This window comes from Amycolatopsis orientalis DSM 43388, assembly GCF_000411975.1.
Lineage (GTDB): Bacteria > Actinomycetota > Actinomycetes > Mycobacteriales > Pseudonocardiaceae > Amycolatopsis > Amycolatopsis orientalis_D.
In genome coordinates this window covers 1-25,372 of record NZ_ASXG01000079.1, presented here as the reverse complement: position 1 = coordinate 25,372, position 25,372 = coordinate 1, and the positions used below count along the sequence as shown (strand labels likewise).

23 protein-coding genes and 1 pseudogene are annotated in these 25,372 nt (G+C 71.1%); 13 read left to right on the top strand and 11 right to left on the bottom strand.

The window, feature by feature from the left end:
* Positions 1-45: 45 nt before the first annotated feature.
* Positions 46-1,044: a DMT family transporter gene (locus tag L942_RS15750; RefSeq protein WP_051166007.1), complete on the top strand. Its 999-nt coding sequence runs from the start codon at positions 46-48 to the stop codon at positions 1,042-1,044.
* Here L942_RS15750 and L942_RS15745 read toward each other — a convergent pair.
* Together L942_RS15745 and L942_RS15740 are read right to left on the bottom strand one after the other, a co-directional pair.
* Entirely contained in the window at positions 969-2,093 is a 1,125-nt protein-coding gene (locus tag L942_RS15745; protein ID WP_037360786.1) for a hypothetical protein, read from the bottom strand. The two genes, L942_RS15750 and L942_RS15745, sit on opposite strands and share 76 nt — an antisense overlap.
* Positions 2,084-2,911: an alpha/beta fold hydrolase gene (locus tag L942_RS15740; RefSeq protein ID WP_106964908.1), complete on the bottom strand. Its 828-nt coding sequence runs from the start codon at positions 2,909-2,911 to the stop codon at positions 2,084-2,086. The genes L942_RS15745 and L942_RS15740 overlap by 10 nt, the downstream gene beginning before the upstream one ends.
* A gap of 96 nt (positions 2,912-3,007) precedes the next feature.
* On the opposite strand from L942_RS15740, the gene L942_RS15735 reads away from it, so the two are divergent.
* The 4 genes from L942_RS15735 to L942_RS15720 all read left to right on the top strand — a co-directional run bounded on the left by L942_RS15735 (position 3,008) and on the right by L942_RS15720 (position 6,383).
* Positions 3,008-3,379 carry a winged helix-turn-helix transcriptional regulator gene (locus L942_RS15735; protein ID WP_037360782.1) on the top strand — a complete coding sequence of 124 codons (372 nt, stop codon included), beginning with the start codon at positions 3,008-3,010 and terminating at the stop codon, positions 3,377-3,379.
* Between the two features lie 63 nt (positions 3,380-3,442).
* Positions 3,443-4,651, top strand: a complete 1,209-nt coding sequence (gene ftsW, locus L942_RS15730; RefSeq protein WP_037360779.1) for a putative lipid II flippase FtsW — start codon at positions 3,443-3,445, stop codon at positions 4,649-4,651.
* Positions 4,648-5,034 carry a hypothetical protein gene (locus L942_RS15725; RefSeq protein ID WP_037360776.1) on the top strand — a complete coding sequence of 129 codons (387 nt, stop codon included), beginning with the start codon at positions 4,648-4,650 and terminating at the stop codon, positions 5,032-5,034. The genes ftsW and L942_RS15725 overlap by 4 nt, the downstream gene beginning before the upstream one ends.
* Positions 5,035-5,162: 128 nt before the next feature.
* Positions 5,163-6,383 carry a phosphatase PAP2 family protein gene (locus tag L942_RS15720; protein WP_037360774.1) on the top strand — a complete coding sequence of 407 codons (1,221 nt, stop codon included), beginning with the start codon at positions 5,163-5,165 and terminating at the stop codon, positions 6,381-6,383.
* Here L942_RS15720 and L942_RS15715 read toward each other — a convergent pair.
* The 3 genes from L942_RS15715 to L942_RS15705 form a co-directional block, all read right to left on the bottom strand.
* Positions 6,295-6,939: a phosphate signaling complex PhoU family protein gene (locus L942_RS15715; protein ID WP_037360771.1), complete on the bottom strand. Its 645-nt coding sequence runs from the start codon at positions 6,937-6,939 to the stop codon at positions 6,295-6,297. The two genes, L942_RS15720 and L942_RS15715, sit on opposite strands and share 89 nt — an antisense overlap.
* 11 nt (positions 6,940-6,950) lie before the next feature.
* A complete protein-coding gene (locus tag L942_RS15710; RefSeq protein WP_037360768.1) occupies positions 6,951-7,307 on the bottom strand; it encodes a hypothetical protein in 357 nt (118 codons plus the stop codon).
* 88 nt (positions 7,308-7,395) lie between these two features.
* The gene (locus L942_RS15705; RefSeq protein WP_037360766.1) at positions 7,396-8,139 is read right to left on the bottom strand and encodes a dienelactone hydrolase family protein; all 744 of its coding nucleotides are present in this window, start codon (positions 8,137-8,139) and stop codon (positions 7,396-7,398) included.
* Between the two features lie 202 nt (positions 8,140-8,341).
* On the opposite strand from L942_RS15705, the pseudogene L942_RS15700 reads away from it, so the two are divergent.
* A pseudogene (locus L942_RS15700) lies at positions 8,342-10,977 on the top strand (glycoside hydrolase family 3 protein).
* On the opposite strand, the gene L942_RS15695 reads toward L942_RS15700, so the two are convergent.
* A complete protein-coding gene (locus L942_RS15695; protein WP_235079154.1) occupies positions 10,967-11,650 on the bottom strand; it encodes an FMN-dependent NADH-azoreductase in 684 nt (227 codons plus the stop codon). The pseudogene L942_RS15700 and the gene L942_RS15695 overlap by 11 nt on opposite strands.
* Positions 11,651-11,722: 72 nt before the next feature.
* Between L942_RS15695 and L942_RS15690 the strand changes: the two genes are divergently transcribed.
* Entirely contained in the window at positions 11,723-12,580 is an 858-nt protein-coding gene (locus L942_RS15690; RefSeq protein WP_037360764.1) for a sigma-70 family RNA polymerase sigma factor, read from the top strand.
* A 50-nt stretch (positions 12,581-12,630) separates the two neighbouring features.
* On the opposite strand, the gene L942_RS15685 is transcribed toward L942_RS15690, so the two are convergent.
* Positions 12,631-13,608 carry an AraC family transcriptional regulator gene (locus tag L942_RS15685; RefSeq protein ID WP_051166006.1) on the bottom strand — a complete coding sequence of 326 codons (978 nt, stop codon included), beginning with the start codon at positions 13,606-13,608 and terminating at the stop codon, positions 12,631-12,633.
* Between the two features lie 124 nt (positions 13,609-13,732).
* Here L942_RS15685 and L942_RS15680 point away from each other — a divergent pair, with 124 nt between their 5' ends.
* Entirely contained in the window at positions 13,733-14,578 is an 846-nt protein-coding gene (locus L942_RS15680) for an NmrA family NAD(P)-binding protein (RefSeq protein ID WP_037360762.1), read from the top strand.
* On the opposite strand, the gene L942_RS43765 is transcribed toward L942_RS15680, so the two are convergent.
* Positions 14,514-15,032: a hypothetical protein gene (locus tag L942_RS43765; RefSeq protein ID WP_037360759.1), complete on the bottom strand. Its 519-nt coding sequence runs from the start codon at positions 15,030-15,032 to the stop codon at positions 14,514-14,516. The two genes, L942_RS15680 and L942_RS43765, sit on opposite strands and share 65 nt — an antisense overlap.
* Before the next feature lie 183 nt (positions 15,033-15,215).
* Between L942_RS43765 and L942_RS15670 the strand changes: the two genes are divergently transcribed.
* Complete coding sequence (locus L942_RS15670) at positions 15,216-16,586, top strand: helix-turn-helix domain-containing protein (RefSeq protein ID WP_037360756.1); 1,371 nt, start codon at positions 15,216-15,218, stop codon at positions 16,584-16,586.
* A gap of 5 nt (positions 16,587-16,591) precedes the next feature.
* Here the strand turns inward: L942_RS15670 and L942_RS15665 are convergent, their stop codons facing one another.
* From L942_RS15665 to L942_RS15655, 3 genes are all read right to left on the bottom strand, one after another.
* Positions 16,592-17,407, bottom strand: a complete 816-nt coding sequence (locus L942_RS15665) for an alpha/beta hydrolase (RefSeq protein ID WP_037360754.1) — start codon at positions 17,405-17,407, stop codon at positions 16,592-16,594.
* A gap of 205 nt (positions 17,408-17,612) precedes the next feature.
* Positions 17,613-18,335: a mycothiol-dependent nitroreductase Rv2466c family protein gene (locus L942_RS15660; RefSeq protein ID WP_037360751.1), complete on the bottom strand. Its 723-nt coding sequence runs from the start codon at positions 18,333-18,335 to the stop codon at positions 17,613-17,615.
* A gap of 25 nt (positions 18,336-18,360) precedes the next feature.
* On the bottom strand, positions 18,361-18,711 hold the full coding sequence (locus L942_RS15655) for an ArsR/SmtB family transcription factor (protein WP_051166005.1): 351 nt from the start codon (positions 18,709-18,711) through the stop codon (positions 18,361-18,363).
* 250 nt (positions 18,712-18,961) lie between these two features.
* Between L942_RS15655 and mgtA the strand changes: the two genes are divergently transcribed.
* The 4 genes from mgtA (at position 18,962) to L942_RS15635 (ending at position 25,341) form a co-directional block, all read left to right on the top strand.
* Positions 18,962-21,529, top strand: coding sequence for a magnesium-translocating P-type ATPase (gene mgtA / locus L942_RS15650; RefSeq protein WP_037360748.1), 2,568 nt, complete (start codon positions 18,962-18,964; stop codon positions 21,527-21,529).
* 66 nt (positions 21,530-21,595) lie between these two features.
* Positions 21,596-22,315 (top strand): MgtC/SapB family protein, encoded by a 720-nt coding sequence (locus L942_RS15645; RefSeq protein WP_037361022.1) that lies wholly within the window; start codon positions 21,596-21,598, stop codon positions 22,313-22,315.
* 2 nt (positions 22,316-22,317) lie between these two features.
* On the top strand, positions 22,318-24,051 hold the full coding sequence (locus L942_RS15640) for an ABC transporter permease (RefSeq protein ID WP_200862825.1): 1,734 nt from the start codon (positions 22,318-22,320) through the stop codon (positions 24,049-24,051).
* A gap of 12 nt (positions 24,052-24,063) precedes the next feature.
* The gene (locus L942_RS15635; RefSeq protein WP_037360745.1) at positions 24,064-25,341 is read left to right on the top strand and encodes an ABC transporter ATP-binding protein; all 1,278 of its coding nucleotides are present in this window, start codon (positions 24,064-24,066) and stop codon (positions 25,339-25,341) included.
* The last annotated feature ends 31 nt before the right edge of the window (positions 25,342-25,372 follow it).

The following is a 25,372-nucleotide window of genomic DNA, read 5'->3' as shown; positions in this document are numbered from 1 at the left end:
AACATTCACTTGTCCTTGATAGTTAGCGCCCCCACGATAGAAGGCATGACCACCGCATCCGCTCCGTTGCCGACCGCCGGTCCGATCGCCGCGCTCACCGGCCGCGCCGACCCCCGGCTGCTGGCCGCGGCCGGCTGCCTCTGCATCGCGCTGACCTCGGTGCTCATCAAGGTTTCCGGGGCCAGCGGGGCGACCAGCGCGTTCTGGCGCTGCGCCCTCGCGCTGCCGCTGCTGGCGATCCTGGCGTTCAGCGAGGCGCGGCGGACCCGCGTGCGCGCCAAGATCCTGCTGCCGCTGCTGGCCGGCCTCGGGCTGGGTCTCGACTTCGTCCTGTGGGGCGAGGCGATTCCGCGCGTCGGCGCGGGCGTGGCCACCATGCTGCTTTCGGTGCAGGTGGTGATCGTGCCGCTGCTCGCGTTCGTCTTCCTCAAGGAGCGGCCGGACCCGCGGTTCACGTTCGTCGCGCCGACGCTGATCGGCGGCATCGTGCTGGCCGGCGGCGTGTTCGGCTCGTCGGCGACCGGGTCGAATCCGGTGCTCGGCTTGGTTTTCGCGCTCGCCGCCGGGGCGGGCTACTCGGCGTACCTGCTGCTGCTCCGGCTCAGCAGCAGCCCCGCGACGCAGGTTCGTTCGCTGTCGCTGGCCACCGTGTCGGCGGGCTTCGTGTCGGTCGCGCTCGGACTGCCGTTCGGCCGCCTCGACCTGACGCCGAGCCTGCCCTCGCTCGGCTGGTTCGCCGCGCTGGCGATCGTCGGGCAGGTCGTCGGCTGGCTGCTGATCGCCGGGGCGCTGCCGCGGCTGGCGGCCTCGACCGGCGCGACGATGATGCTGCTGCAGCCGGTCGGCGCGGTCGCCTTCGGGTTCCTGCTGCTGAGCGAACGGCCGGGGGCGCTGCAGCTCGTCGGCTGCGCGATCGTGCTCGGCGCGGTGTGTTTCGCCGGGCGCGGCGCGGCGAAGAAGCCCGCGGTTCAGCCGTCGGCCAAGCTCAGCCCGGCCGAATCGAGCAGCCCGCGTGCCATGTCCCTGAACTCGTCGCGGCGGTGATCGACCAGGCCGTCCCCGCCGAGCAGCTCCGCGGCCAGCTCGTCGACCGGCCAGCAGACCAGCTTGCCGTGCCGCCCGAGCAGCAGCCCGACGTCCCGGATCCGGTACAGGTCGGCGACGTCGAGCCAGGCGTACAGCAGGATCTGCCACAGCCAGCGCCCGGCCCGGTCCGGGTCGCCGACGGTCAGCACGGTCTTCACGTCCAGCAGCGTCCCGGCGGCGATCCCGGCTTCCGGATCGAGTTTCCCGAGCACGAGGTCGCCGTCCGCCCAGCCGGGAACGACGGTCGGCCCGGCGATCCCGAGCGGATAACCCTCCGGCTGGGCGCCGCCGAGCCGGCGCAGTTCCCACAGCGCACCGTTGTCGTGCAGGCGTTTCGCGAGTTCCGCCAGCTCGGTCACCTGAGCGTCGGACGGCAGGGCGCGCAGGTCGGCGATCGTGCCGCCGCCGTCGACGACCCGGGCGAGCCGGGGGTCGATGCGCCCGGAGCGGTAGATGTCCTCGCACGCCGACAGCACCCAGTTAGTCCGCGCCAGTCCGGCCTCCGCGCCCGGTCCGCCAAGCACGCCGGGCGGCGCATGCCGTGCCTGGTAGCGGCGCGCGCGTGCCAGCAGTTCGCCCCACAGCTCCTCGGCGCCCGGCAGCGCCCCGCCGTCCGGCAGTCCGTCGCCGAGGTCCAGCCAGGTCGCCGCCGCAGGACGGATGCCGAGCGCCCGCGCCCGGTACTCCGCCGGAAGCTCGTCGTGCGTCGGGTACGCGGCGGCCTGCGCGTGCGCCCACGGACCGCTGCCCCACTGCGCCCGGACCATGCCGAGCAGCGCGTAGTACGGCGGCGCGGCCTGCACGAGGTCCGCGACCCGCTGGCCGAACGCGCCGCCGATCTCGGCCCAGTGCTGCCGGGGCGGGCGCGCGAGCGCAGGGCGGACCGGGCGCACCCCGTTCGTCGCCTCCTCGACTCGGCGCGCAGCCGCGGCGGTGCCGGTGAACACGCGAGTGCACCAGCGCGCGAGTTTCCCTCGCGGGTCGGCCAGCTCGGACGTCAACGACACCCGGCCAGTATCTCCCGCGACAGGAACGGCAGCAGCAAATCGAGGAGCTCGCGCGGACGGTCCAGCGGGATCAGGTGCCCGCAGTCCGGCAGCACGTGGGCGGTGAGGTCGTCGGCGATCAGGCGCAGTTGCCGCTCCAGCGCGTCGCCGACGGGATTCCCGCCGATCGCGAGCGTCGGGACGGTCAGCCGCTTCTCCGCCGCTTCGGTCAGCTGCCGGACGCTTTCCGGCATTGCCCGGTAGTACTCGAAGGCGCAGCGGAGCGCTTCGGCGCCGGTGTACGCCTCGGCGAACGCCGCTTGGAGGTCCGCCGGAACGCCGCGGCCGAGCGTGCCCTGGTCGAGGAACCACCCCACGTACTCCGCCTCGTGTCCATTCAGGACAGTCTCGGCCAGTCCCGGCACCGCGTGGAAACCGAACCACCACGGCGGGCTGGCCGGGAAACCCCAGGGCAGCGACTCCATCAGCACCAGCCGGCGCACCCGCTCCGGCTGCCGCAACGCCAGCAGCAGAGCCCCGGAAACGGCGAGGTCGATCGCCACGACGTCGGCGTCCGGCTCCCCCATCGCGTCGAGCAGCGCCGCGACGTCGGCGGCGACTGTCCCGGCGTCGAACCCGTTCTCCGGCCGGCTGCTCGCGCCCAGCCCGCGAAGATCCGGCGCGAGCACCCGGTACCGCTCGGCAAGGGCCGGGATGACTTCGCTCCAGAGCTGCCAGGTGTGCGGGAAGCCGTGCAGCAACACCAGCGCGGGACCGCTCCCGGCGACCGCGACGTTGAGCCGGACCCCGTTCGCTTCGACCTGCCGCACCGCGTCCATCGGACCTCCTGTGGTTACCATTGGTTACCAACACACGGTAGGTAACCGCAGCGGTGCCGCCAAGACGGCACTTTCCCGACAGGTGGTGAGCCCGAGGTGACCTCCTCCGCCCGCGGCGATCTGTTCGACCCGGCCTGCCCGACGCGGCGGCTGCTCGACCGGATCGGGACGAAGTGGACCTCGATGACGGTCAAGATCCTCGCCGAGGCCGCGCCGGACGAGGTGCGCTTCGCCGACCTCCGCCGCCGCATTCCCGGGGTTTCGCAGAAGATGCTCTCGGTGACGCTGCAGAGCCTCGTCCGAGACGGTCTCGTCACGCGCCGGGTCGAGGACACCGTGCCGCCCCGGGTGCATTACCGGCTCACCGCGCTGGGCGCGTCGCTGGAATCCGCGCTCGCGGTGTTGCGGACGTGGGCGGAAGAGCACATGGCCGAGGTCGACGAGGCCAATCAGGAATCCGGGCGGTAATTTCCGCCACCCGGGCGAGTCGGTCAGCCACCCCGAAGCGAAAACAGCACACACTCTGTCGTTGTGGAGTCGCCAACCGAGCCGGACAGCAAACCCGCCCGGCACGCAATCGGACAGTTTTTCGCGCATCCGCTCGCGTCGTTCCGGATCATCGTCGCGATTTGGGCGTTGCTGACGCTGCTCGGCGCGGTGATGGCGCTGTCGTCCTCGGCCGCAGCGGCCGACCCGGCCGCCGGAACCGGGGTGTACCAAGCCTTTTTCCGGCATCTGATGTTCGTCGCCCTCGGCGCGGTCGCTTTCGTGCTCGGCCTGCGGATCCCGTTTTCCCGGCTGCGCAAGGCCGCTACCCCGGCGCTCGCCGCCGCGGTCGTGCTGCTGCTTCTGGTGCTGACCCCGCTGGGTTCCGACCACGGCGGCGCGCAACGCTGGCTGTCGGCCGGGCCGATCACCTTGCAGCCTGTGGAAATCGCGAAGGTCGCGCTGGTGTTCTGGGGCGCGCATCTGCTGGTGTCGAAGCGGAAAGTGCTGCACCATTGGCGGCATCTGCTGGTGCCGCTGATCCCGGTGACGCTCGCGTTGTGCGCCCTGCTGCTGGCCCAGCCGAACCTCAGCGGCACCGTCACACTCGCCTTGATCACCTTGGGCTTGCTGTGGTTCGCCGGCGCGCCGAAGCGCTTGTTCGCTGCGATTCTCGCCGGAGGTGTCGCCGGAATCGTCGTACTCGCCCTTTTCGCCAGTTACCGGCTCGCCCGCATCCTTTCTTTTCTTTCGCCGAATCCCGACGCGAGCGGCAGCGGTTACCAGGCACAGCAGGCGCAATACGCCCTCGCCGACGGCGGCTGGTTCGGCGTCGGACTCGGCCGCGGAGCGGCGAAATGGAGCTATCTGCCCGACGTCCAGAACGATTTCGTGTTCGCGCTCGTCGGCGAGGAACTCGGGTTCGCCGGCTGCCTCGTCGTGCTGGGACTCTTCGGCTATCTCGCGGTGATCGGCTTGCGGACCGCGTCGCGGGTCGCCGACCCGTGGGTGCGGCTGGTCGCCGGGACGACCACTTTGCTGCTGGTGGCGCAGGCGCTGATCAACATCGGCTACGTCGCCGGCGCGCTGCCGGTGACCGGCGTGACGCTGCCGCTGGTGTCCGCGGGCGGGACCTCGCTCGTGGTCACCATGCTGCAGTTCGGCATCCTCGCCCAGGCCGCGCGGGAGGAACCGGCCGCCCGGACGTTCCTCGCCGGGCTGCGGAACAAGAGCTCCGATACAGTCTCCGCGTGATCAAGAAAGCACTCTCCGCTACCTGCGCCGCCGCGGCGCTCGCCGGCCTCGCCGCGTGCTCCAACCCGACCGGCAAGTCGTGGGCGATCACCTACGAGGTCACCTCCGACCAGCAGACCACGGCCACCGGCGTCACCTACGGCGAATCCGGCAACCGCTACGAGAACAAGGTCGCGCCGCACCAGCTCACCGGCCCGCTCGGGCTGCCGTGGAAACAGGACGTGGTGGTCAGCGCCGGACAGGACGCCTCGGTCACCGCGACGCCCTCGACCGCCGCGACGCTGCGCTGCCGGATCCTGCTGGACAAGACCAAGGAACTCGCCAAGGCGAGCGCTCCCGGTCCCGGCAAGCCGGTCACCTGCAAGCACACCACCGACTCCTGACCCGCCCCGGAGAGTCCCCGCGGACTCACGGGGCGTCGCGTACTCCTCTCCGCCGCTCGGTACCCTCGTGACCTTCGGGTGAACGCGAGATGGCCGCCAGGCGAACCGGCGGGCCGGAGAGGGGTTGTATGGCGACCGCGGCCGGAGCTTCCAGCAGCGAGACGTACGACGCGATCACCCATTTCGGGCTCGCGATGCCCGGCTGGGTGCAGTCGATCGTGCTGGCGTACACGCAGTACGGCCTGGTCCTCGTGGCCCCGTTCTTCGTCTGGCTCTGGTGGCGGGCGCGCGCGACCGGCTCGTCCGAACGGATGGCGGCGGCGCTGCTGGTCCCGGCGGCGACGGTGGTCGCTTACGTGCTCAGCGAGATCGTGAAAGCCTTCGTGCACGAGCAGCGGCCGTGCCGGGGGCTGCCGCCGGAGGCGATCGTCGGCGCCTGCCCGCCGCCGGGCGACTGGTCGTTTCCCAGCAACCACTCGACGATCGCGGCCGCGGTCGCGCTCGGCGGGGCCTTCGCCTGGCGCAAGGGCGCGCCGTGGCTCGCCGCCTTCGCCGCGACGATGGGTTTCTCGCGGGTGTTCGTGGGGGCGCACTATCCGCATGACGTGCTGATCGGGCTCGCGCTCGGGGCCGGGATGGCGTTGCTGTCGCAGCGGTACGCGCTGGCTCCGGCCACCGGGCTCGTGGAGCGGTTCGCCGGGAAGGTGCCGTTCGGGCTGCTGGGCGTGGTCCCGGAAGGTGCGTCGCCGCGCAGTGCCCGCGACGCTTCCTCGGAGCAGGACGCCGCGCCTCGGCCGGACGTTCGGGACGGAGCCGCTCCCCCGCGTGCTCGCCGCGTCGGTCCGCCCGAAGCGCCAGCTCAGCCCACCCGGCGCGTCCGCCCGGCTGGCGGACCCGACGCGAGCGGTGCGCCCCGGCGGCAGAATTCGCAACCCCTGCCCCGGCCCGGCGCGGCGGACGCCTCCTTGCCGGGGCGGCAGAACTCGCAGCCCACCCGCGCCGTCGCGCGCCAGACCGGTGCGGCAGGCACCTCCGGACCCCGACGGCAAAGCTCGCAGCCGATGCCCCAGCCCCGCACTGCCGCTGCCCCGCCGCACCCGGGCCGTCCGCCCGCGCCGCCAGCGGCTCGCGGCGGCAACCAGCCGCCGGTCCGTCCGGCGCGCTCGCCGCAGCCGCGTCCGGCAGGTCCGCCGCACGGCCGCACCGCGGGTTCGCCGCCGCGCCCGTCGAATCAAGCCCCGGCCGGGCCGCCGCCGGAGGTCAGCCCGGGAGATCGCCCGTCGCGGCGAACTCCAGGCGCTTCGCGACCGACACCGCCTGGTCGGCGAAACGCTCGTAAAAACGCGTAAGCAGGCTCACCGCGACCGCGATCCGCTGGTCCTGCGTCCAATCCGGCGCGGTCACCGTCGCCATCACGCGCGCGTGCAGCTCGTCCACCCGCTCGTCGGCGCGGCTCAGTTCGGCATAGCCGCCGCGGGCCTCGCCGTGCACGAGGTCCGCGAGCCGTTCCGCCATCGCGGAGGTGACCTCGCCGAGTTCGGCGAACACCGGCTCCAGGTCGGGCGGCACGGTCGGTTCCGGGTGGCCGCGCCGCGCGGTGCCCGCGATGTGCGCGGCCAGGTCGCCCATCCGCTCGAGCTTCTCCGCGCAGTACACCGCGGCCAGCACGGCCCGCAGGTCGCCGGCCACCGGGGCTTGCAGCGCGAGCAGCGAATAGGCCTCGTCCTCGCAGGCGGCGCGCTGGTCGTCGAGGTCCGCGTCGCCGCTGAGCACCTGCTCGGCCAGCGGCAGGTCCGCGGTCAGCAGCGCCCGGGTGGCCCGGCGCATCGCCTCGGCCGCCGCCCCGGCCATCGCCGCCAGACGCCCGTCGAGCTGTTTCAGGTCGTCGTGGAAGCCTTCGCGCATGTCGAGCGACTTTACCGGCGGCCGGCCGGCAGCCCCGCGTCGGCCAGCGGCCCGGCCTCCTCCGGCGCGGCCAGCTCGTAGCTGTGGCCGCCCTCGTGCCCGCCGGGAACCCGGCAGAAAACGCCCTCGTCGGACTCCGCGCCGCAGAGCGCGCGGGTCTCCAGCACGCGGCGGCCGGGCCACCAGCGCAGCCACATCGGCGGCTCCTCGCCGCGTCCGCCGACCGGGGTCGCGTGCTCGTGGCCGTGCCCGGCCTCCAGCTCGCAGAACAGCTCGGGCTCCGTCCCGCGGACCGCGACGCTCCGCAGGACCGAGCGCTCGCGCCCGGTCAGCTCCACCGGTTCGCGGCACAGCGCACCATCGGCCATGCGGCCAGCGTAAGGGGCCGCCGCCGATTCCGCGCGCAGGGCCCGGCCGCGAGCGCGTCCTGCGTGCCGGGCCCCGCCGTTCCGCGGTTCAGCGCACCCGCTCCAGCAGCGCGAACAGGTTGTCCCAGTGCCGCTTCTCGCCCTCTTCGTGGTAGGCCGCCGTGTCCGACATCGTGAACCCGTGCGACGCGCCCTCGTAGACCTCCGACCGGTAGGTCACCCCGGCCTCGTCGAGCGCCTGCTCCAGCGTCTTGATCTGCTCGGCGGTGATCGACGGGTCCTGGTCGGCGTGCCCGAAGTACACCTCGCCGGCGATCGAGCCGACCCGCAGGTGCGGGCTGTCCGACTGGTCGGTGACGAGGCGTCCGCCGTGGAACGACGCGATCGCCTTGACCCGGTCCGGGAACGCCTCGATCACGCGCAGCGCGTTCAGGCCGCCCATGCAGTAGCCGGTGATCACGACCGGCCCCTGCGCGACGCCGTCCTGCGCGGCGAACCAATCGAGGTACTTCTCCGCGTCGCGGGTGATCGCGTCGGTGTCGAGGGCCTCGATCATCGGCATCAGCTTGCCGAAGACCTCGCCGCGCTTCTCCGGGTCTTCCAGCGCGGCGAAGTCCACCAGCGGCGCCCGGCCGCCGCGGTAGAGCAGGTTCGGGGCCAGCACGGCGTAGCCCGCCTCGGCGATGCGGTCGGCCATCTCCTCGATCCGCGGCCGCAGCCCGAACGCGTCCGGGAAGAGCAGCACCCCGGGATGCGGCCCGCCGTCCGGCACGGCCAGGTACGCGTCCGCGGTCCCGTCGGCGGCCGGAACGTCCAGCTTTTCCTTGCGCATCCGCTTTGTCCTCCATCGAATCCAGTGCGTACGAGATCAATCTAGCCCCGTCCGCCGAGGCGCCGCCGCGCCGTGCGGATGTCGCGTTTCCTGTCCGGTCAGTGGACTGAACCACTGCGGTCGGCGGATTGACGGAGTCCGGTTTGCCCGGTCAGGATCACCGGTGCCCGCTCCGGGCCGCCCTCCGCAGAACGGACTGTCGATGGCCAGACCTCCTCGCTCCCCGCGCGCCCGGAACCGGGTCGCCCTCGCCGCGCTCGTCCTCCTGGGCGGGCTGGTCCCCGCCCAAGCCGCCCACGCCGCTCCCCGCGCCAGCCCGACGTCGGCCCGCCCGCGCTGGACCGGAACGGCTGTGCCCGCATCGAAAACTCGCTGCCCACGCTGCCGGACTGGCCGAAAGTGCGCAGCGCGATGCCGAAGAACCCGGTCGACGAAGCACGGATCAAGCAGATCGTCTCCGGCCTGTCGCTCGAGGAAAAGGTCGGGCAGATGACCCAGCCCGAGATCGCCGCGATCACTCCGGCCGAGGTGACCCAGTACTCGATCGGGTCGGTGCTCAACGGCGGCGGCTCGTGGCCGGGCGGGAACAAGCACGCCAGCCAGCAGGACTGGCTCGAGCTCGCGGATTCCTATTGGGACGCGGCCAAGGCCACAAGGGCAAAGATCCCGGTAATTTGGGGCATAGATGCCGTGCACGGAAACAACAATGTGTACGGCTCCACGGTTTTCCCGCAGAACATCGCGCTCGGCGCGGCGCACGACCCGTGCCTGGTGCGCGACGTCGAGAATTCGACCGCGCGGCAGATCCGCTCGACGGGCCAGGACTGGGCGTTCGCACCGACACTCGCGGTCGTGCAGGACGACCGCTGGGGCCGCACTTACGAAGGTTTCTCCGAGGACCCGCGCATTACCCGCGCCTACGGCTACGAGGCGATGAACGGCCTGCAAGCCGGTGCGCGGCTGCGCATCGGGCCGAACGGCGTGATCGGCACCGCCAAGCATTTCATCGGCGACGGCGGCACCACCAACGGCCAGGACCAGGGCGTCAACGCCTCGTCCGAAGCGGACCTGATCAACCTGCACGGCCAGGGCTATTACGGAGCGCTCGCCGCGGGCGCGCAGACGGTCATGGCGTCGTTCAACAGCTGGACCAACCCCGACCTCGGCATCAACGAGGGCAAGATCCACGGCAGCGACAAGGTCCTCAACCAGATCCTCAAGGGCAAGATGGGCTTCGACGGCCTCGTCGTGTCCGATTGGAACGGCATCGGCCAGGTGTCCGGCTGCACCAACTCCAGCTGCCCGCGCGCGATCAACGCCGGCATCGACGTCGTGATGGTCCCGAACGACTGGAAGGCCTTCATCGCCAACACGGTCGCGCAGGTGCGCGGCGGCGAAATCCCGATGTCCCGCATCGACGACGCGGTCACCCGGATCCTGCGGGTGAAAATGCGCGCCGGGCTGTTCGAAGAGCGCAAACCGTCGCAGCGCTGGTACGCCGGTTCGGCGGACGCGCTGACGGACAAGGCGCTCGCCCGCGAGGCGGTGCGCAAGTCGCAGACGCTGCTGAAGAACAACGGCAACGTGCTTCCCTTGGCGCGCAACGCGAAGGTGCTCGTGGTCGGCAAGAGCGCGGACAGCATCCAGAACCAGACCGGCGGCTGGACGCTGACCTGGCAAGGCACCGGCAACACCAACGCGGACTTCCCTGGCGCCACGTCGATTCTCGCCGGGCTCAAGGAGGATCTCGCCAACGTCACCTTCGATCCCACCGGCACCGTAGACCCGAAGGGTTACGACGCGGTCATCGCCGTCATCGGCGAAACTCCGTACGCGGAAGGCGTCGGCGATCTTCAGCGGAAGAGCCTCGAAGCAGCGAAGCTGTATCCGGAAGACCTCGCGGTGCTGGATAAAGTCAGCGGCAAGGGCACTCCGGTGGTAACCGTGTACGTCAGCGGCCGTCCGCTGTACGTCAACAAGGAACTCAACCGTTCCGACGCGTTCGTCGCCGCCTGGCTGCCCGGCACCGAAGGGGGCGGTGTCGCGGACATGCTGGTGCGCGGCAAGGACCGCGGCGGGTACCAAGGCAAGCTGTCGTATTCCTGGCCGAAGAGCGCGTGCCAGACGCCGCTCAACCCGTGGAGTCCCGGCTACGATCCGCTGTTTCCCCTCGGCTATGGGCTCACCTCGCACCAGCGGACGACGGTCGGCAAGCTCGACGAGTCCGAAGGACCGGCGCGCTGCGGAGCGACTGACGGCGGCGGCACCGCGACCGAGGACCTGCCGATCTACGACCGCACGGATGTCGCGCCGTACAAGAGTTTCATCGGCTCGGCGTCGAACTGGGGCGGCACCGAGATCGGCCCCGACGGCACCGCGTCGCATCCGGAGATCACCGTGACGCCGGCGGACGTCAACGTCCAGGGCGACGGCCTGAAAGCGACGTGGACCGGCACCGGCGCGGCGCAGCTGTACTCGCAGCATCCCGGCGGCACCGACGACCTGCGCGGATATCCCAACGCCGACGGCGCGCTCGAGTTCGACGTGATCGTGCATTCGCCGCCGGTGCACCGGACGGTCGTCAGCCTGCACTGCGTCTATCCGTGCTCGTCGGAGGTCAACGCGACGAAGCTGTTCGGCGAACTGCCGGCCGGGCAGAAATCGACGGTGAAGATCCCGTTGTCCTGCTTCGCGAGCGGGCTGGACTTCGAGAACATCGACACGCCGTTCCTCGTCTACACCGACGGCCCGTTCTCCGCGTCGTTCGCGAACGTGCGGTGGTCTCCCGGCGGGGCGAAGGATCCGGACGCGCGGAAGTGCTCCGACCTCACCGGATAGCCCGCGCCAGCTCGACGACCCGGGACCTGGCCGCCGCGCGCGACGCGGCGGCCAGGTCCTCGAGCCCGTCCAGAGCCGGAACATCGCCGACCCGAGTGAATTCCTGGGACACGAACGTCACCCGGTCCGCGCCTTTGTCGCTCAGGTAGGCGCGCAGATACGACTCCTGAAACTCGAATCTCTCCCGCGGCGTGCCCGGGCCGTACCCGCCGCCGCGGGCGTTGACGACCACGAAGTCCTTGTCCGCCAGCAGTTTCCGGCCGGTCTCCGGGTCGACGAACACGCCCGGGAAGCTGATCCGGTCGATCCACGCTTTGAGCGTCGCGGGCACGCCGAAGTTGTACATCGGCACCGCCAGCAGCACAGCGCGCGCTTCGCGCACCTCGTTCACCAGCGGCAGCGTCAGATCCCATTCACGCTTCTCGTCGGCGTCCTCGATCAGTGTCGCGATGTCTTCCAGCGACAGCACTCCCTTGCGCTCGACCCGGCGACCGAGCCTCGGGTACGCCTCGCGCAGCGGCGGCACCGGCTCGGCGGACACGTCGCGGTGCCGCACGATTCCACCGCCCCTCCGCCACTCGTCGGCGAACAGCGTGCCCAGCTGCCTCGTCACCGACGCCTCGCGGTCGGCGCTCGAATCCACGTGCAGCAGGGGCGCTAGCATGGCGGTCATCCGGTTCCTCTCCTCGTCCTTGGTCCTCGGGCCGGCACTCCCATGACGGATCGAGACGGGAAAAGGTGACCGATGGACGACACGCTGGCGCGGCGCTTCGAAAACGAGCGCCCGCGGCTGCACGCGCTGGCCTACCGCATGCTGGGCTCCGCGGCCGAGGCCGAGGACGTCGTGCAGGAGTCGTGGCTGCGGCTGAACCGCACATCCGGTGTCGACAACCTCGGCGGCTGGCTCACCACAGTGGTGTCGAGGTTGTGCCTCGACGCGTTGCGCGCCCGGCGGGAAACCCCGGTCTCTTCGGTGCCGGACGCCGCCGGCGGCGCTGTTCCCGAGGACGAGGTCGTACAGGCCGGGGAGGTCGGACGCGCGCTGCTGGTGGTCCTGGACCGGCTGGCCCCGCCTGAGCGAGTGGCGTTCGTGCTGCACGACCTGTTCGCGGTGCCGTTCGACGCGGTCGGCCCGATCCTCGACCGCACGCCCGCGACCGCGAAGAAACTCGCCAGCCGCGCGCGGTCGCGGGTGCGCGGAGAACCGGCGGTGCCCGCCGCGGAACTGGCCGAACACCGCGAGGTGGTGACGGCGTTCCTGTCCGCGGCCCGGGGCGGGGACATGGCGGCGCTGCTGACCGTGCTGGCCCCGGATGTCGTCCGGCACACCGATCCGGCGATGCTGCCGCCGGGCGCTGCCGCCGTGCTGCGCGGGGCGGACGAGGTGGCCCGGGGGACGAAGCTCTTCGCGGCGAACGCCCGGCTGGCCGAACTCGCGCTGATCGACGGGGATGTCGGGCTGGTGCTCGCCCCCGCCGGACGGTTGGCGGGGGTGCTCCGGATCGAGGTTCGCGGGGGCCTTCTCCAGGCTTATGAGGTGGTGGCGAGTCCCGAACGGTTGGCGAGCACGGAGATCGCGACACTTTCGCGCAGTGCCGTATAGGTCGTTATACAGTCTGGTTGGATCGCGGCAGCGGGGCCGGCGAACGACGGTCAGCTTGTGCCGTCCTCGCGGCGGTGCATCGCGCGATAACGGCCCGGCGCGTCGCCGACGACCCGTTTGAACGCGCGCGCGAACGCGAATTCCGAGTCGTAGCCGACCTTCCGGGCGATCTGCCGCAGCGGGGCCGGGCCCTCGCGCAGCAGGCGGGCGGCCACGGTCATCCGCCACCTGCCGAGGTACTCCATCGGGGTGTGTCCGGTCGTCGCGGCGAATCTGCGGCTGAACCGGGCCCGCGGGACGCCGACCGCGTGCGCGAGTGCGTCCACCGTCCAGGGTTTGCCGGGATCGTCGTGCAAGAGCGCGAGCGCCGGGCCCACCGCGGGGTCGTGGAGCGCGCGGGCCCACCCGGCCAGCTGGTCCGGCTGGCTGAGAAACCAGGACCGCAGGGTGTAGGTGAACAGCAGGTCGAGCAGCGAGGCCACCACCGCGGGCGTGCCGCGGCCAGCGTGGTCGACCTCGGTGGTCAGCAAGTGGACGGCAGCGGCGAGAGAGGCGCCGCGCATCTGTCCCGCCGTCACCCGCACCACGTCGGGCAAGGAGGCCAGGAACGGGTGCTGCGGCGCCGGTTCGAGCAGGTACGCGCCGCAGACCAGCACGGTCTCGGGACCGGCGCCCTCGATGACGAGGTCGGTGGCCGACAGCTCCGCCAGATCGGCGCCGAACAGTTCCCGCACGGTGGGAGCCGGTCGGCCCGGGGCGTCGCTGACCACGTGCCCGGCGCCGGACGGCAGCAACGCGACGTCGCCCTGGGCGAGATGCAGCGCCGGTCCGTCGTCGGGCGCGAGCACGCAGGAACCGGCGATCACGACGTAAATCGTGGCGATCGACCGCGACCCGAACGCCATGCCCCAGGGGGCGGACAGCAACGCCCTGCCGTAGACCACGCCGCCGCGCCGCAGGGCGGCGACGAGGTCGCCCACGACGTCGGCCACATGGTCGCGCGCACGACCGATCGCTTGCCCTGTCATATCCGATTCGCTCCGGCTCCGTGCCGATCGGATATGAATCCGGCGAGAACTGTCATGGTGCGCGTCGATAAACCCTTCATACGGTGAGGTCGTTGCCGATTCGACCCTACCTTGCGAGGAACGCTTGCCCGCCACAGTTCTTGTCCTCGGCGCGACCGGCCGCACCGGCCGCCGGGTCGTGTCCTTGCTGGCCGAGCAGGGGCACGCGATCCGGGCGGCGAGCCAGGCCCTGGCACGCCCGCAGGGTTCGGTGACGCCGGTCCGCTTCGACTGGAGCGGCCCCGCGACCTATCGGCCCGCGCTGGACGGCGTGGACGCGATCTACCAGTGGTTCCCGCTCGGCCGCGACCGCACGGCCGAGGTCGCGGCACTGCTGGACGACGCCAAGGCCGCCGGGGTCCGCCGGGTGGTCCACCTGGCGAACATGACGGCGCACCGGTCCGGCGCGGACTTCCCGCACGGGGTCGAGCGCCTCCTCGAAACCGGGCCGGTGCCCGCGACGATCCTGCGCCCCAACGTCTTCGCCGAGAACTTCTCCGAGCACCCCGCGATGGTGCAGGGCATCCGCACCGGCGTCGTCGCGGTTCCGGCGGGCGACGGCCGGGTGGCGCCCGTCTCCGTCGAGGACATCGCCGCCGCGGCCGCCGCCGCACTGACTCAGGAAGGACATCAGCACCGCGCCTACTCGCTGACCGGACCCGATGCACTGTCCTTTTCGGACATGACCGCGATCGTGAGCGACGCCGCCGGAAAGCCGGTCCGGTACCAGGCGACGGACCCGGCCGAGTTCCGCGAAACCCTGCTCCTCGGCGGCGCCTCCGGCCAGATCGCCGACTTCTACGCCGCGCTGTACGAAGGGATCCGCAACGACTGGGCCGCCGAAGTGACCGACGACGTCCAGCGGATCACCGGCCGGGCACCGGTCTCCTTCGCCGGCTACGCCCGCGCCGCGGCCGCCCGGTGGCGCTGACCAGCCAGCTCGAGGCGGAGTCCTCGTCCCGTTCGGGAAGCGCTGAGGCCTGCCCCAGCCCAGGGGAGGTGGCGTGCCGCGCCAGGCTGGGGCAGGCATAACGGTGCGGTGAGCGATGGGCGGGACGCTCCTGACCGCACCGAGCCTGATCGGGTTTCTCCTGTTTTCGCGGGTTTCCGGCCTCGGGAAGGCCTTTCGGGACGACCTCGGGCTCCTCCCCGGCGCGTTCGGCGGCGGCCTGCTCGGCCGTCCGGCGGAATTCGGCCAGCCGGGCCTGTTCGAGTTCGGCCTGGACCTCGTAGTCCAGGCGGGCTTGCGGATCACGGACGGTCGACCGGCGGGTCCGGCACAGCCACGTCGCGGCCAGGACCAGCAGCAAGAGCACGCAACACCCGACGACCGCGATCGGGCTGCCGGTGCGGGTCGCCTCCCCGAACGTCTCCGCTGCTTCCATGCGACCCACCCCTCAGCTTCGGAAGTGTCTTCGCGTGCCCCACCACGATGGGGCCGGCGAATGGCCTGGACCAGCCGGCAAACCGGGAGAAAAGCGGGCGGCAACCGAGGGAATCGTCTTGCCCGCCCCATGGTGACCTGCGGTAATCTAGCGACCCCGGGTCGTGGCGAAGGGGTGTCGCCCATGGGCGAACGGCGAGAAGGGCTTGTCCGGGCACGCAAGGCGGCGAATCTGACGCAGGAAAAGCTCGCCGCGCTGCTCCCCGCCGACGCGAAAAGCGTCCGCGCCTGGGAATCCGGCCGCTCCGAGCCGCGTCCGCACCGGCGCGACCGGCTCGCCCGGCTCCTGCGCATCAGCCCCGCCCGGCTGGAGGAGCTGCTCCGGGAGGGCACCGCGGCGGACCGGCGAAGACCGCCGAGCGTGCTGCTGCCCGTCGTCGTGGACGGACGCACGGTCGCGCTGCCGCTGGACCGGGCCACCGTCGCGGCCAGCGGCCTCGCCCGGCTCGTGCCCGGCGACGCGGCCCAGTCCGCGGTTCCGACCACAGAATGGGACGCCATGAGCCCGCTCAGCCGCCGCTCGCTGCTCAAGAACGGCCTGCCGGTCGCGGCCTTGCCCGCACTGGGAATAGGCGGAGCCGAGCACGTCGCGCGAGCGCTGGAAAATCCGCGCCGATACCTGGACAAAACCGTCACGCACTATTTCCGGCGGCAGCTCGACCAGTACAAACACGAGGACGGCGAACGCGGTCCGGCGAAAACGCTGCCGATGACGCTCGGCGTGCTGGACATCACCGGCCGCCTCGCGCGCGACGCGGCCGCGGACGATCAGTGCGAGCTGCTGCGCATCGCTTCGGAGGGCGCGGAATTCGCCGGCTGGCTGTATCGGGACCGCCGGCAGATGGCCGATTCCCTGTACTGGCACGACCGCGCGATGGAATGGGCGCAGGCGGCCGGCGACGGCACCATGCAGGGTTACATTCTGCTCAAGAAGGCCCAGGTCGCCTACGACGAACGCGATCCGCGGCGGATGCTCGTCCTGACCCGGGCGGTGCGCAACGGACCCTGGTCGCTCCCCCGGCGGCTGCAGGCCGAAGCCGCCCAGCAGGAAGCCCGCGCGGAGGCGATGCTCGGCGCGTCGGCCGACCGGGTGAACCGCACCCTGGACGTCGCCTGGAAACTGCTGGACGACGCCGGTCCGGCCGAATCGCCGCTGGGCGCGCACTTCAACGCGACTCTGCTGAATATGCAGACCGCGATCTGCTACACCGAAGCCGGCGAGCCGCGGCGGTCGGTCGAGCTGTACGAGAAGACGTTGAAGGAAACGCAATTCTCCCGTCGCGACTACGGATTCTTCTTGTCCCTCATGGCGAACTCGCTGGCCCTTTCCGGCGAACCGGACCAAGCGGCCAGAACCGGTCTCGTCTCCGCCCGGCGCGCGGCCGAAACGAACTCCCGCCGCACCAAGGAGGAACTCCGCCGGGTCGTCGAAGTGCTCAAGCCGTGGCACAACCGTCCGGACGTCCGGGAATTGCGCGAGGCGTTGAACAGCTGAGCCGGTTATCCCAGCCATTCCCGGACTTCGCGGATCACCTGCCCCTGCCACGCTTGCGTCCGCGGATCGGCGTACTGCGGATCGTCGTGCACCGCGAAGCCGTGTTGCGCGCCGTCGAGCTGGAGCAGCCGGTGTTCGCAGGTCAGCGCCCGATCCGCGGCCCGCGACGACTCGACCGGGACGAACGTGTCTTCGGTGCCGTGCACGATGAGCGTCGGCGCGGTGATGCGAGGCAGGTTTTCGCGGGCCTCGAACCAGAACGCCTCGTTGAGCAGCGCCCGCCCGAGCCGGAAGCCGGGCCCGTGCCCGAGAAATCCCTGCCGCTTGAGCTCGGCGGCGCCCGCGTCGTCGAGATAGCCGTCAGGCGACCATTCGGGCTTCTCGCCGATGAACCGCCCGCGATAGTCGAGAAGAGGGTTGAACAGAACGAGCCGCTCGACGTCCTCCGGTCGCTTGGCCGCGTAATACGCCGCGGCGCCGCCGGAGAAACTGGCCGCCGCCAACGACGTGCGCACGCCCGGGACCACACCGGCCAGGTGCTCGATACTGCCGCGAATCACGTTGAGCAGCGCGAAAAGCGACAGATCCTCCTGCCTTCCTTCGCTCTCGCCGTGGCCGGGAAGGTCCACTCGCAGGGAGGCTGTTTCCGCGTCCGCCAGACCGGCCGCGAGCCGGGTGAAGAACCCGCCTTCCTCCCGGGTGACGCTCGCGCCCTGCATGAGCAACACCGCCCGCCGCGGCTGGCCGTCCGGCTCGGTCAGCGTGCCGGCCAGATCAAGACCGTCCGGTGTGCGAACTGTCCGATAGCTGTCGCGTGACATGGACACTCCCGGAGTTGTCGTCAACTCCCAGTGTGTCAGGTTCGCGCCATCGGGGGATGAAATTGTCCGACGGTGTAACGGAGCCGACAGCTGCCTCACCGGATGCGACGCTCGCGGTGCCGAGGCCCGCGAAAACGGCACAGTTCGCCGTCGGCAACGCGATCGTCCGCCGGGCGGTCTTGGGCGGCCGCTCCGCGCGCAGCTGCTACTTCTTCAGCCTCCGGCTCCCGCCGTGCCAGTCCTGTTCCCGTCCGGTCTCCCCCGGCTCGACCCCGAACGACGGCAGTTGCGGCATCTCCCGCAAACTCCGCTTCAGCTCGGCGAAACCCGGGAACGCCGCCAGGCCCACCACGTGGTCCCACAGCCGCACCGCCTCCTCGTCGGAGGGCAGGCGGCTGATCACCGGGCCGAAGAACGCCACCCCCTCCGGCGGGCGGAAGTGCAGGATCGGGGTTCCGACGTCCTTTCCGGTCAGCGAAAGGGCTTCGTCCGTTTCCCGCTGGATCTCCGCGTCCCAGCTCTCGTCGTCGACCGCGTCCGCGAAAGACTCCGGGAGGCCGGCGCGCGAAAGGGCCGTCGCAGCCGCGGAACGGGTGCCGTGCGCGGCGCGTGCCTCGGCGGTGTCCTCGACCAGACCGCTCTCGAAGTTCTGCTCCCCCAGCGCCTCGTACAGCGGCCCGACTGCCTCGCGGCCCTCCCCGGCGCGCACCGCGGCCGCCAGGCGGAGCAAGCGCAGGCCTGCCGTGTGCGAGGCGTCGTACTCCGGCGGGAAGTGCGTCGCGTAGTCCACGTGCGTGTTCAGCAGCCGCAGCGAGATGAACCGCCAGTCCACGTCGTACGAACGCTGGCGGGCGACCTGCCGGACCCACTTGCTGGTCATCCACGCGAACGGGCACACCGGATCGAAGTAGAAGTTCAGCTCGGCCATGGCCCCACTCTACGTCCGGGGACGATCAAGCGCCCTTGCTCCGCCGGACCTCGCCGGAAAGCTCCCGGTGATGCTGCACCGCCAGCTGGACGATGTGCCGCACGTGCGGGTCGTCGAGCACATAGACCTGCCGCTTCCCCTCCCGGCGCGCGCGGACGAGACCAGCGAGCTTGAGTTTCCCCAGGTGGTGGCTGGCGGTCGGCACGGTCTGGCCGGTCTCCTCGGCGAGCGTGCCGACATCGCGCTCGCCGTGCGACAGCAGCCAGAGCAGGTGCAGCCGCACGGTCGCGGACAGCAGTCCGAACGTCGCGGCGGCGTCCTGCAACAGGTCGGCGGGCAGGGATTCGGGCTGGGACGGGGTGGACACGACGGACATCCTCTCGGGCGGGGCTCCAGGGTGACTTAGCCCCCATCAGTTGCACAAGTGTTTGACTGTTTCCGTGATCTGCGCTCTACTGGTCCCCGGCCGGCGGCGAACGCCGGTCGATGAGTCTTGCGGAGGAGGTGAGCCGGGTGACCGGCGAAGGAAGTAGTCGGCACGACCGCGCGGGAACCCGGGCAGCCAGGTAGGTCCGGCGGCTCCCGCGCGGTCCGCTGACGCCCAGCAGACCTCGAGGGGACGACCGATGACCCGCTTTCCCGCCCTGCGCGCCCACGGCGACGCGCCGGTGCTGACCCTTTTCCGGAATCTCGACAGCTCGCCCAAAGGCCTCACCGAAAACGAGGCGGCCGAACGGTTGCGCCGCTTCGGCGACAACCGCATCGACGGTGCCGTCCGGGCGCCTGTCCGCGTCTGGGCCGCCGCGCGCAGCCCCTTCGTCGCGTTGCTGACCGCGCTCGGCGTCGTCTTCGCGGGCGTCGGCGACCTTCGCGGCGCGGTGACCGTCGGCGCGATGGTCGTGCTCAGCATCGGCCTGCGCTACTGGCAGCACGCCCGGTCCGAGCGCGCGATCAGCGCGGTCCGCGACCAGATCACCACCACGGTCACCGTGCGGCGGCGCGCGGCCGCGGAGTTCCACGCCAGCGAGCGCGAAGTGCCTACGACAGACCTCGTGCCCGGCGACGTCGTGCTGCTCGGGCCGGGCGACGTGATCCCGGCGGACGTGCGCATTGTCGCGGCCAAGGATTTCGTCGTCGACCAGTCCGCGCTGTCCGGCGAGGCGCTGCCGGTCGCGAAGCGGGCACCCCAGCCCGGCAAGCACGAAGAGCACGAACTCGTCGAGACGCCCGCGCTCGGCTTCGCGGGCACGTCAGTGGTCGGCGGAACGGCCACCGCGGTCGTGGCCGCTACCGGCAGCGACACTTACTTCGGCGTGCTGGCCAAGCAATCCGCGCAACCGCGCGCGGAATCCAGCTTCGACGCCGGAGTCCGCCGCGTCGGCTGGACGCTCGTGCGGTTCATGCTGGTGATGGTGCCGATCGTGCTCGTCGTCAACGGGACGGTCACCGGCGACTGGGCGCAGGCGGGGATGTTCGCGGTCGCCGTCGCGGTGGGGCTCACCCCGGAAATGCTGCCGGTCATCGTCACCACGAACCTCGCCCGGGGCGCGGCCGCGCTGTCCCGGCGGCAGGTGATCGTCAAGCGGCTCAACGCCATTCAGGATCTCGCCGCGATGGACGTGCTGTGCGTCGACAAGACCGGCACGCTCACCGAGGACCGGATCGCCTACGCGCACAGCGTCGACTACTCGGGCAGCCCGGACGGCGAGGCGGCCGAATACGCCGGGCTCGCCGTGCGATTCCAGACCGACCGGCACGACCGGCTGGACGAAGCGATCGAGACCCTCTTCGACCGCGAAGACGACCTGGTCACCGACGCGTTGTTCACCGGCGTGGCCGAGATCGGCTTCGACCACACACGCCGCCGGGCCAGCGTCGTGGTCCGGCGCGGCAGCCAGCACCTGCTGATCAGCAAGGGCGACCCGGACGAAATCCTGCCGCGCTGCGGCTACGCCCGTCGCGACGGCGCCGTCGCCGAATTCGACGACGCCGCCCGGATCGCCGCGCAAGAACTGGTGCGCGCGTACGCCGAACACGGCATGCGGGTGCTCGCGGTGGCCGCCCGGGAAGTCGAGAACCGCCTCGACGGATTCGACGAAACTGACGAGAACGAGATGATCCTCGTCGGTTTCGTGGGATTCGTCGACCCGGTCCGCGACGGCGTCGTGAACGCGGTGAAAACCCTTGGCGAGCAAGGTGTCGCGCTGAAAGTGCTGACCGGGGACAACCGGCACGTCGCCGCGCGCGTCGCGGATTCGGCGGGCATCCCGGTCGGCGAAGTCGTACTCGGCCGCCAGGTCGAAGCCGCGGACGACGCTGAGCTGCGCGCGCTCGTCATGGACACCACCGTCTTCGCGAAGCTCACGCCAGCGCACAAAGCCCGCGTGGTCACCGCGTTGCGCGAGAACGGTCGTGCGGTCGGCTTTGTCGGCGACGGCGTCAACGACGTCACCGCGCTGCGCACCGCCGACGTCGGGATCGCTCCGGACACCGCCACCGACGCGGCGAAAGACGCGGCGGACCTGGTGCTGCTGGAACGCGACCTCGGCGTGCTCGCCCGCGGCGTGGCCGAAGGACGGCGGACGCTCGGCAACACGCTGAAGTACGTCAACATCACCGCCGCGTCGAACTTCGGCAACGTCCTGACGGTGCTCGCGGCCAGCGCGTTCCTGCCGTTCCTGCCCATCCTCCCGATCCAGCTCGTGGTGTCGAACCTGCTCTACGACCTCGCCCAGCTCGCGCTGGCCTGGGACCGGGTCGACGACGAGTACCTGCGCCGTCCGCGCCGCTGGGACGCGCGCGGGCTGACCGGCTTCATGCTCGTGTTCGGTCCGCTGTCGTCGCTGTTCGACCTCGCGACTTTCGCCGTGCTGTGGCACGTGTTCGGCGCGGGAGCGGATCCGTTGCTGTTCCAGACTGGCTGGTTCGTCGAGGGGCTGCTCTCGCAGCTGCTGGTCGTGCTCGTGCTGCGCGGGCGCGGCACTCCCCTGCGCGCCAGCCGCCCGGTCGTGCTGGCCACCACGGCGGCCGCGTTCATCGGCTTGCTGGTGCCGCTGTCTCCGCTGGCCGGACCACTGCGGATGCAGGCGCTCCCCGCCAGCTACCTGCTGTGGCTGGCGCTCGTGCTCGCCGGGTATGCGCTGGCGGCCCAAGTCGCGAAACGCTGCTACGCCCGCCAACGCACGTGGTGGTAACCATTCTTTTTCCCGCTTTTCCCGACCATTTCTGACCTTTTCGCACCAAAGACAGTGGGAGCGCAGATGACGACTGCGGAGATGCTGCTGCGCCTGGGCACCGGAGTGGGCCTCGGCACAGTGATCGGATTTGAACGCCAATACCGCGCCCGGATGGCAGGGCTGCGCACGAATGCGCTGGTCGCGGCCGGGGCGACGCTGTTCGTGCTGCTGTCCGCGCACGGGTTCAGCGGAGCGAGCGCCGACCCCACCCGGGTCGCCGCGCAAATTGTTTCCGGAATCGGTTTTCTCGGCGCGGGCGTGATTCTGCGCGAAGGATTGACCGTGCGCGGGCTCAACACCGCGGCGACGTTGTGGTGTTCCGCCGCGGTGGGCGCGCTGGCCGGCGCCGGGCTGTACTCGGCAGCCTGCGCGGGCACCGCCGTGGTGATGGCGGTGAACATCGCGCTGCGCCCGCTCGGCCGGGTGGTCGACCGCCGCCCGGCGACCGGCCGCGAAACCCCGACGTCGTACACCTTCCTCGCGGTGACCAAGGACGATTCCGAAGCGCACGTGCGCGCATTGCTGGTGCAGGCGTTGGCGCGCACCGATTTCGCCCTGCAGTCGGTCACCAGCACCAATACCGACGCCGACGGGCAGGTGCAGGTGCGTGCCGAACTGTCCGCCGATCAGCGCGACGACAAGCAGATGGAGTCGGCGGTGAGCCGGCTGTCCATGGAGCCGTCGGTGACCAGCGTGCGCTGGCAAGCCGAACACTCCTACTCCGAGCAGGACAGCGAGAACTGAGCATGCTGCGCACCTTCCCCACCCGCGGGGCCCTCGTCCGCCCCCGCCGCACGATCGCCGACGTGGCGGTGTTCCTCGGCGCCGCCGCGGCGCTGTGGCTGGTCGTGCGCCTCGCGCACGGCGCCGCCACCGCGTGGACCCCGGCGACCGCACCGTCCACTGTGTCCACTGACCCGGCCGAACTTCCTTACTACGCGGGACGTTCGCTTCTGCGGATGTTCGTCGCGCTAGTACTGTCGGTCGGCTTCACCTTCGTCTACGCGACCGCGGCCGCCCGCCTCCGGCGCACCGAAAAGATCCTGCTGCCCGCGCTCGACATCCTCCAGTCGGTGCCGGTGCTCGGGTTCCTGTCGGTGACGATCACCGGATTCATCGCGCTCTTCCCCGGCTCGCAACTGGGCCTGGAATGCGCGTCGATCTTCGCGATCTTCACCTCGCAAGCCTGGAACATGACGTTCGCGTTCCACCATTCGCTGGTCTCGCAGCCGCGGGACCTCGACGAAGCGTCGCGGCTGCTGCGGCTTTCGCGCTGGCAGCGGTTCTGGCGCGTCGACGTGCCGAGCGGCATGATCCCGCTGGTCTGGAACGGGATGATGAGCTTCGGCGGCGGCTGGTTCTTCCTCACCGCCTCCGAAGCGCTCAGCGTGAACAACCAGAAGTTCGCACTGCCCGGCATCGGCGCGTATGTCGCGGCGGCGTCCGAAGAGGGCGATCTCGGCAAAGTGCTGCTGGCGGTCGGCGTGATGGTGGTCCTCGTCGTCGGAGTGAACGTGCTGTTCTGGCGTCCGCTGACGGCGTGGTCGGAGCGGTTCCGCATCGAAAATTCCGAAGCCGCCGAAGCACCCCGCAGCCTGGTGCTCGACCTGCTGCGCCGGTCGCGGATCCCGGCGCTGCTCGGCCGGGCGCTCGGCAAGCTGGTGTTCCCGCTCGACCGCGCGCTGGCGGTCTTCGGGCTCGCCGAGTACCCGCTGCGGTTCTCGCCCGCCCGCCGGCGCGCCGCCGACATCGTGTTCAGCGTCGTGGTGTTCGGGCTGCTCCTCTACGGCGCCGTGCGCATGGTGCTGTTCATCGGCGAGACGACCGGGTACGGCGAGATCGGCCACGTCCTGCTGCTGGGCCTGATCACGTTCGCGCGGGTCGTGGCGCTGGTGGTCGCCGGCACCCTGGTGTGGGTGCCGGCCGGCGTGTGGATCGGGATGAACCCGCGCGTGTCGCGGCTCGCCCAGCCGGTCGTGCAGGTGCTCGCCTCGTTCCCGGCGAACTTCCTGTTCCCGCTGATCACCGCGGTGCTCGTGGCGACCGGGATTTCCCTGGACTGGGGCGGCATCCTGCTGATGAGCCTCGGCGCGCAGTGGTACATCCTCTTCAATGTCATCGCCGGCGCCTCGGCGATCCCGCACGACCTGCGCGAGGCGTCGGCGAACCTGCGGCTGCCGCGGTCGCTGTGGTGGCGCCGCCTCGTGCTGCCCGCGATTTTCCCGAGCTACGTCACCGGCGGGATCACCGCGGCGGGCGGCGCGTGGAACGCCTCCATCGTCGCGGAAATCGTGTCCTACCACGGGGTTACGCTCACCGCGACCGGTCTCGGCGCGTACATCGCCGACGCGACCGGCTCCGGCGACTCCGGCCGGATCCTGCTCGGCGTCGCGGTGATGAGCCTGTATGTCGTCGGCCTCAACCGGCTCTTCTGGCGGCGGCTGTACCGCCTCGCCGAACGCCGGTTCTCCCTGTCCTGAAAGGCAATTCCCATGTCCGAAGTTCTCGTGTCCGTCGAGCGCGTCAGCAAGAGCTTCCCGGGTTCGGCAGGCGACGAACTGCGCGTCCTCGACGACATCACCCTCGACCTGCGCGCGGGCGAGATCGTGGCCCTGCTCGGCCGGTCCGGCAGCGGGAAATCGACGTTGCTGCGCACGATCGCCGGGCTGATCGGCCCGACCCGCGGCACCGTGCGCTACCGCGGCGAAGAACTCGACGGCGCCAACCCGGGCGCCGCGATGGTGTTCCAGACCTTCGCGCTGATGCCGTGGCTGACCGTGCAGGACAACGTCGAACTCGGCCTCGCCGCCCGCGGCGTCGCGCCGAGAGCCCGCCGGGAGCGTGCGCTGCGGGCGATCGACCTCATCGGGCTCGACGGGTTCGAATCCGCCTACCCCAAGGAGCTTTCCGGCGGGATGCGGCAACGCGTCGGGTTCGCCCGCGCGCTCGTGCTCGAACCGGACGTGCTGCTGATGGACGAGCCGTTTTCCGCGCTCGACGTGCTGACCGCGGAAAACCTGCGCACCGAGCTGATGAGCCTGTGGCAGCGCGACGATTTCCCGACGAAGGCGGTCTGCGTCGTCACGCACAACATCGAGGAGGCAGTGCTGCTCGCCGACCGCGTGCTCGTCCTCGGCGCCAACCCCGGGAAGCTGCGCGCGGAAGTGGAAATCGACCTGGCCCGGCCGCGCGACCGCAAGTCGCCCGCGTTCGCCGCGCTGGTCGACCGGCTCTACGACCTGCTCACCGGACGCGACCCGGCCGCGGTCGAGCCCGCGCAGGCCACGCCCACGGCCCGGCCGCTGCCGTCCGCGTCAGTCGGCGGGATGGCCGGGCTCGTCGAGCTGGTGCACGCCCGCGGCGGACACGCGGACCTACCGGATCTCGCCGCCGAACTCAGCTTCGAGGTCGACGACCTGCTGCCGCTCGTGGACGCGGCCGCCCTGCTGGACCTCCTTTTCGTGGCCGGCGGCGACCTGCACCTGACGCCGGTCGGCACCGCGTTCACCACCGCGGACATCCAGACCAGCAAGAAGATCTTCGCCGGTCAGGCCCGCGACCGGGCGCCGCTGGTGCGGACGATCGTCAACGCGCTCACCGCCAGTTCGGACGGCACGCTCCGCGCGGAGTTCTTCCTCGATCTGCTCCGCCGCGGCTTCTCCGCCGCCGACGCCCGCCAGCAGCTGGACACGGCGATCGACTGGGGCCGGTACGCGGAACTCTTCGACTACGACACCGACAGCGACCGCCTCACTGTCACCGCGTCGTGAGTGGCGGCGCCGGTTCTAACCGGCGCCGCCA

Excerpts from the sequence above, each read along its gene's own strand:
- L942_RS15750 (WP_051166007.1), top strand. The coding sequence starts at position 46 with ATGACCACCGCATCCGCTCCGTTGCCGACCGCCGGTCCGATCGCCGCG.
- L942_RS15740 (WP_106964908.1), bottom strand. The coding sequence starts at position 2,911 with ATGGACGCGGTGCGGCAGGTCGAAGCGAACGGGGTCCGGCTCAACGTC.
- L942_RS15720 (WP_037360774.1), top strand. The coding sequence starts at position 5,163 with ATGGCGACCGCGGCCGGAGCTTCCAGCAGCGAGACGTACGACGCGATC.
- L942_RS15715 (WP_037360771.1), bottom strand. The coding sequence starts at position 6,939 with ATGCGCGAAGGCTTCCACGACGACCTGAAACAGCTCGACGGGCGTCTG.
- L942_RS15710 (WP_037360768.1), bottom strand. The coding sequence starts at position 7,307 with ATGGCCGATGGTGCGCTGTGCCGCGAACCGGTGGAGCTGACCGGGCGC.
- L942_RS15705 (WP_037360766.1), bottom strand. The coding sequence starts at position 8,139 with ATGCGCAAGGAAAAGCTGGACGTTCCGGCCGCCGACGGGACCGCGGAC.
- L942_RS15695 (WP_235079154.1), bottom strand. The coding sequence starts at position 11,650 with ATGACCGCCATGCTAGCGCCCCTGCTGCACGTGGATTCGAGCGCCGAC.
- L942_RS15690 (WP_037360764.1), top strand. The coding sequence starts at position 11,723 with ATGGACGACACGCTGGCGCGGCGCTTCGAAAACGAGCGCCCGCGGCTG.
- L942_RS15685 (WP_051166006.1), bottom strand. The coding sequence starts at position 13,608 with ATGACAGGGCAAGCGATCGGTCGTGCGCGCGACCATGTGGCCGACGTC.
- L942_RS43765 (WP_037360759.1), bottom strand. The coding sequence starts at position 15,032 with ATGGAAGCAGCGGAGACGTTCGGGGAGGCGACCCGCACCGGCAGCCCG.
- L942_RS15670 (WP_037360756.1), top strand. The coding sequence starts at position 15,216 with ATGGGCGAACGGCGAGAAGGGCTTGTCCGGGCACGCAAGGCGGCGAAT.
- L942_RS15665 (WP_037360754.1), bottom strand. The coding sequence starts at position 17,407 with ATGTCACGCGACAGCTATCGGACAGTTCGCACACCGGACGGTCTTGAT.
- L942_RS15660 (WP_037360751.1), bottom strand. The coding sequence starts at position 18,335 with ATGGCCGAGCTGAACTTCTACTTCGATCCGGTGTGCCCGTTCGCGTGG.
- L942_RS15655 (WP_051166005.1), bottom strand. The coding sequence starts at position 18,711 with ATGTCCGTCGTGTCCACCCCGTCCCAGCCCGAATCCCTGCCCGCCGAC.
- mgtA (WP_037360748.1), top strand. The coding sequence starts at position 18,962 with ATGACCCGCTTTCCCGCCCTGCGCGCCCACGGCGACGCGCCGGTGCTG.
- L942_RS15645 (WP_037361022.1), top strand. The coding sequence starts at position 21,596 with ATGACGACTGCGGAGATGCTGCTGCGCCTGGGCACCGGAGTGGGCCTC.
- L942_RS15640 (WP_200862825.1), top strand. The coding sequence starts at position 22,318 with ATGCTGCGCACCTTCCCCACCCGCGGGGCCCTCGTCCGCCCCCGCCGC.
- L942_RS15635 (WP_037360745.1), top strand. The coding sequence starts at position 24,064 with ATGTCCGAAGTTCTCGTGTCCGTCGAGCGCGTCAGCAAGAGCTTCCCG.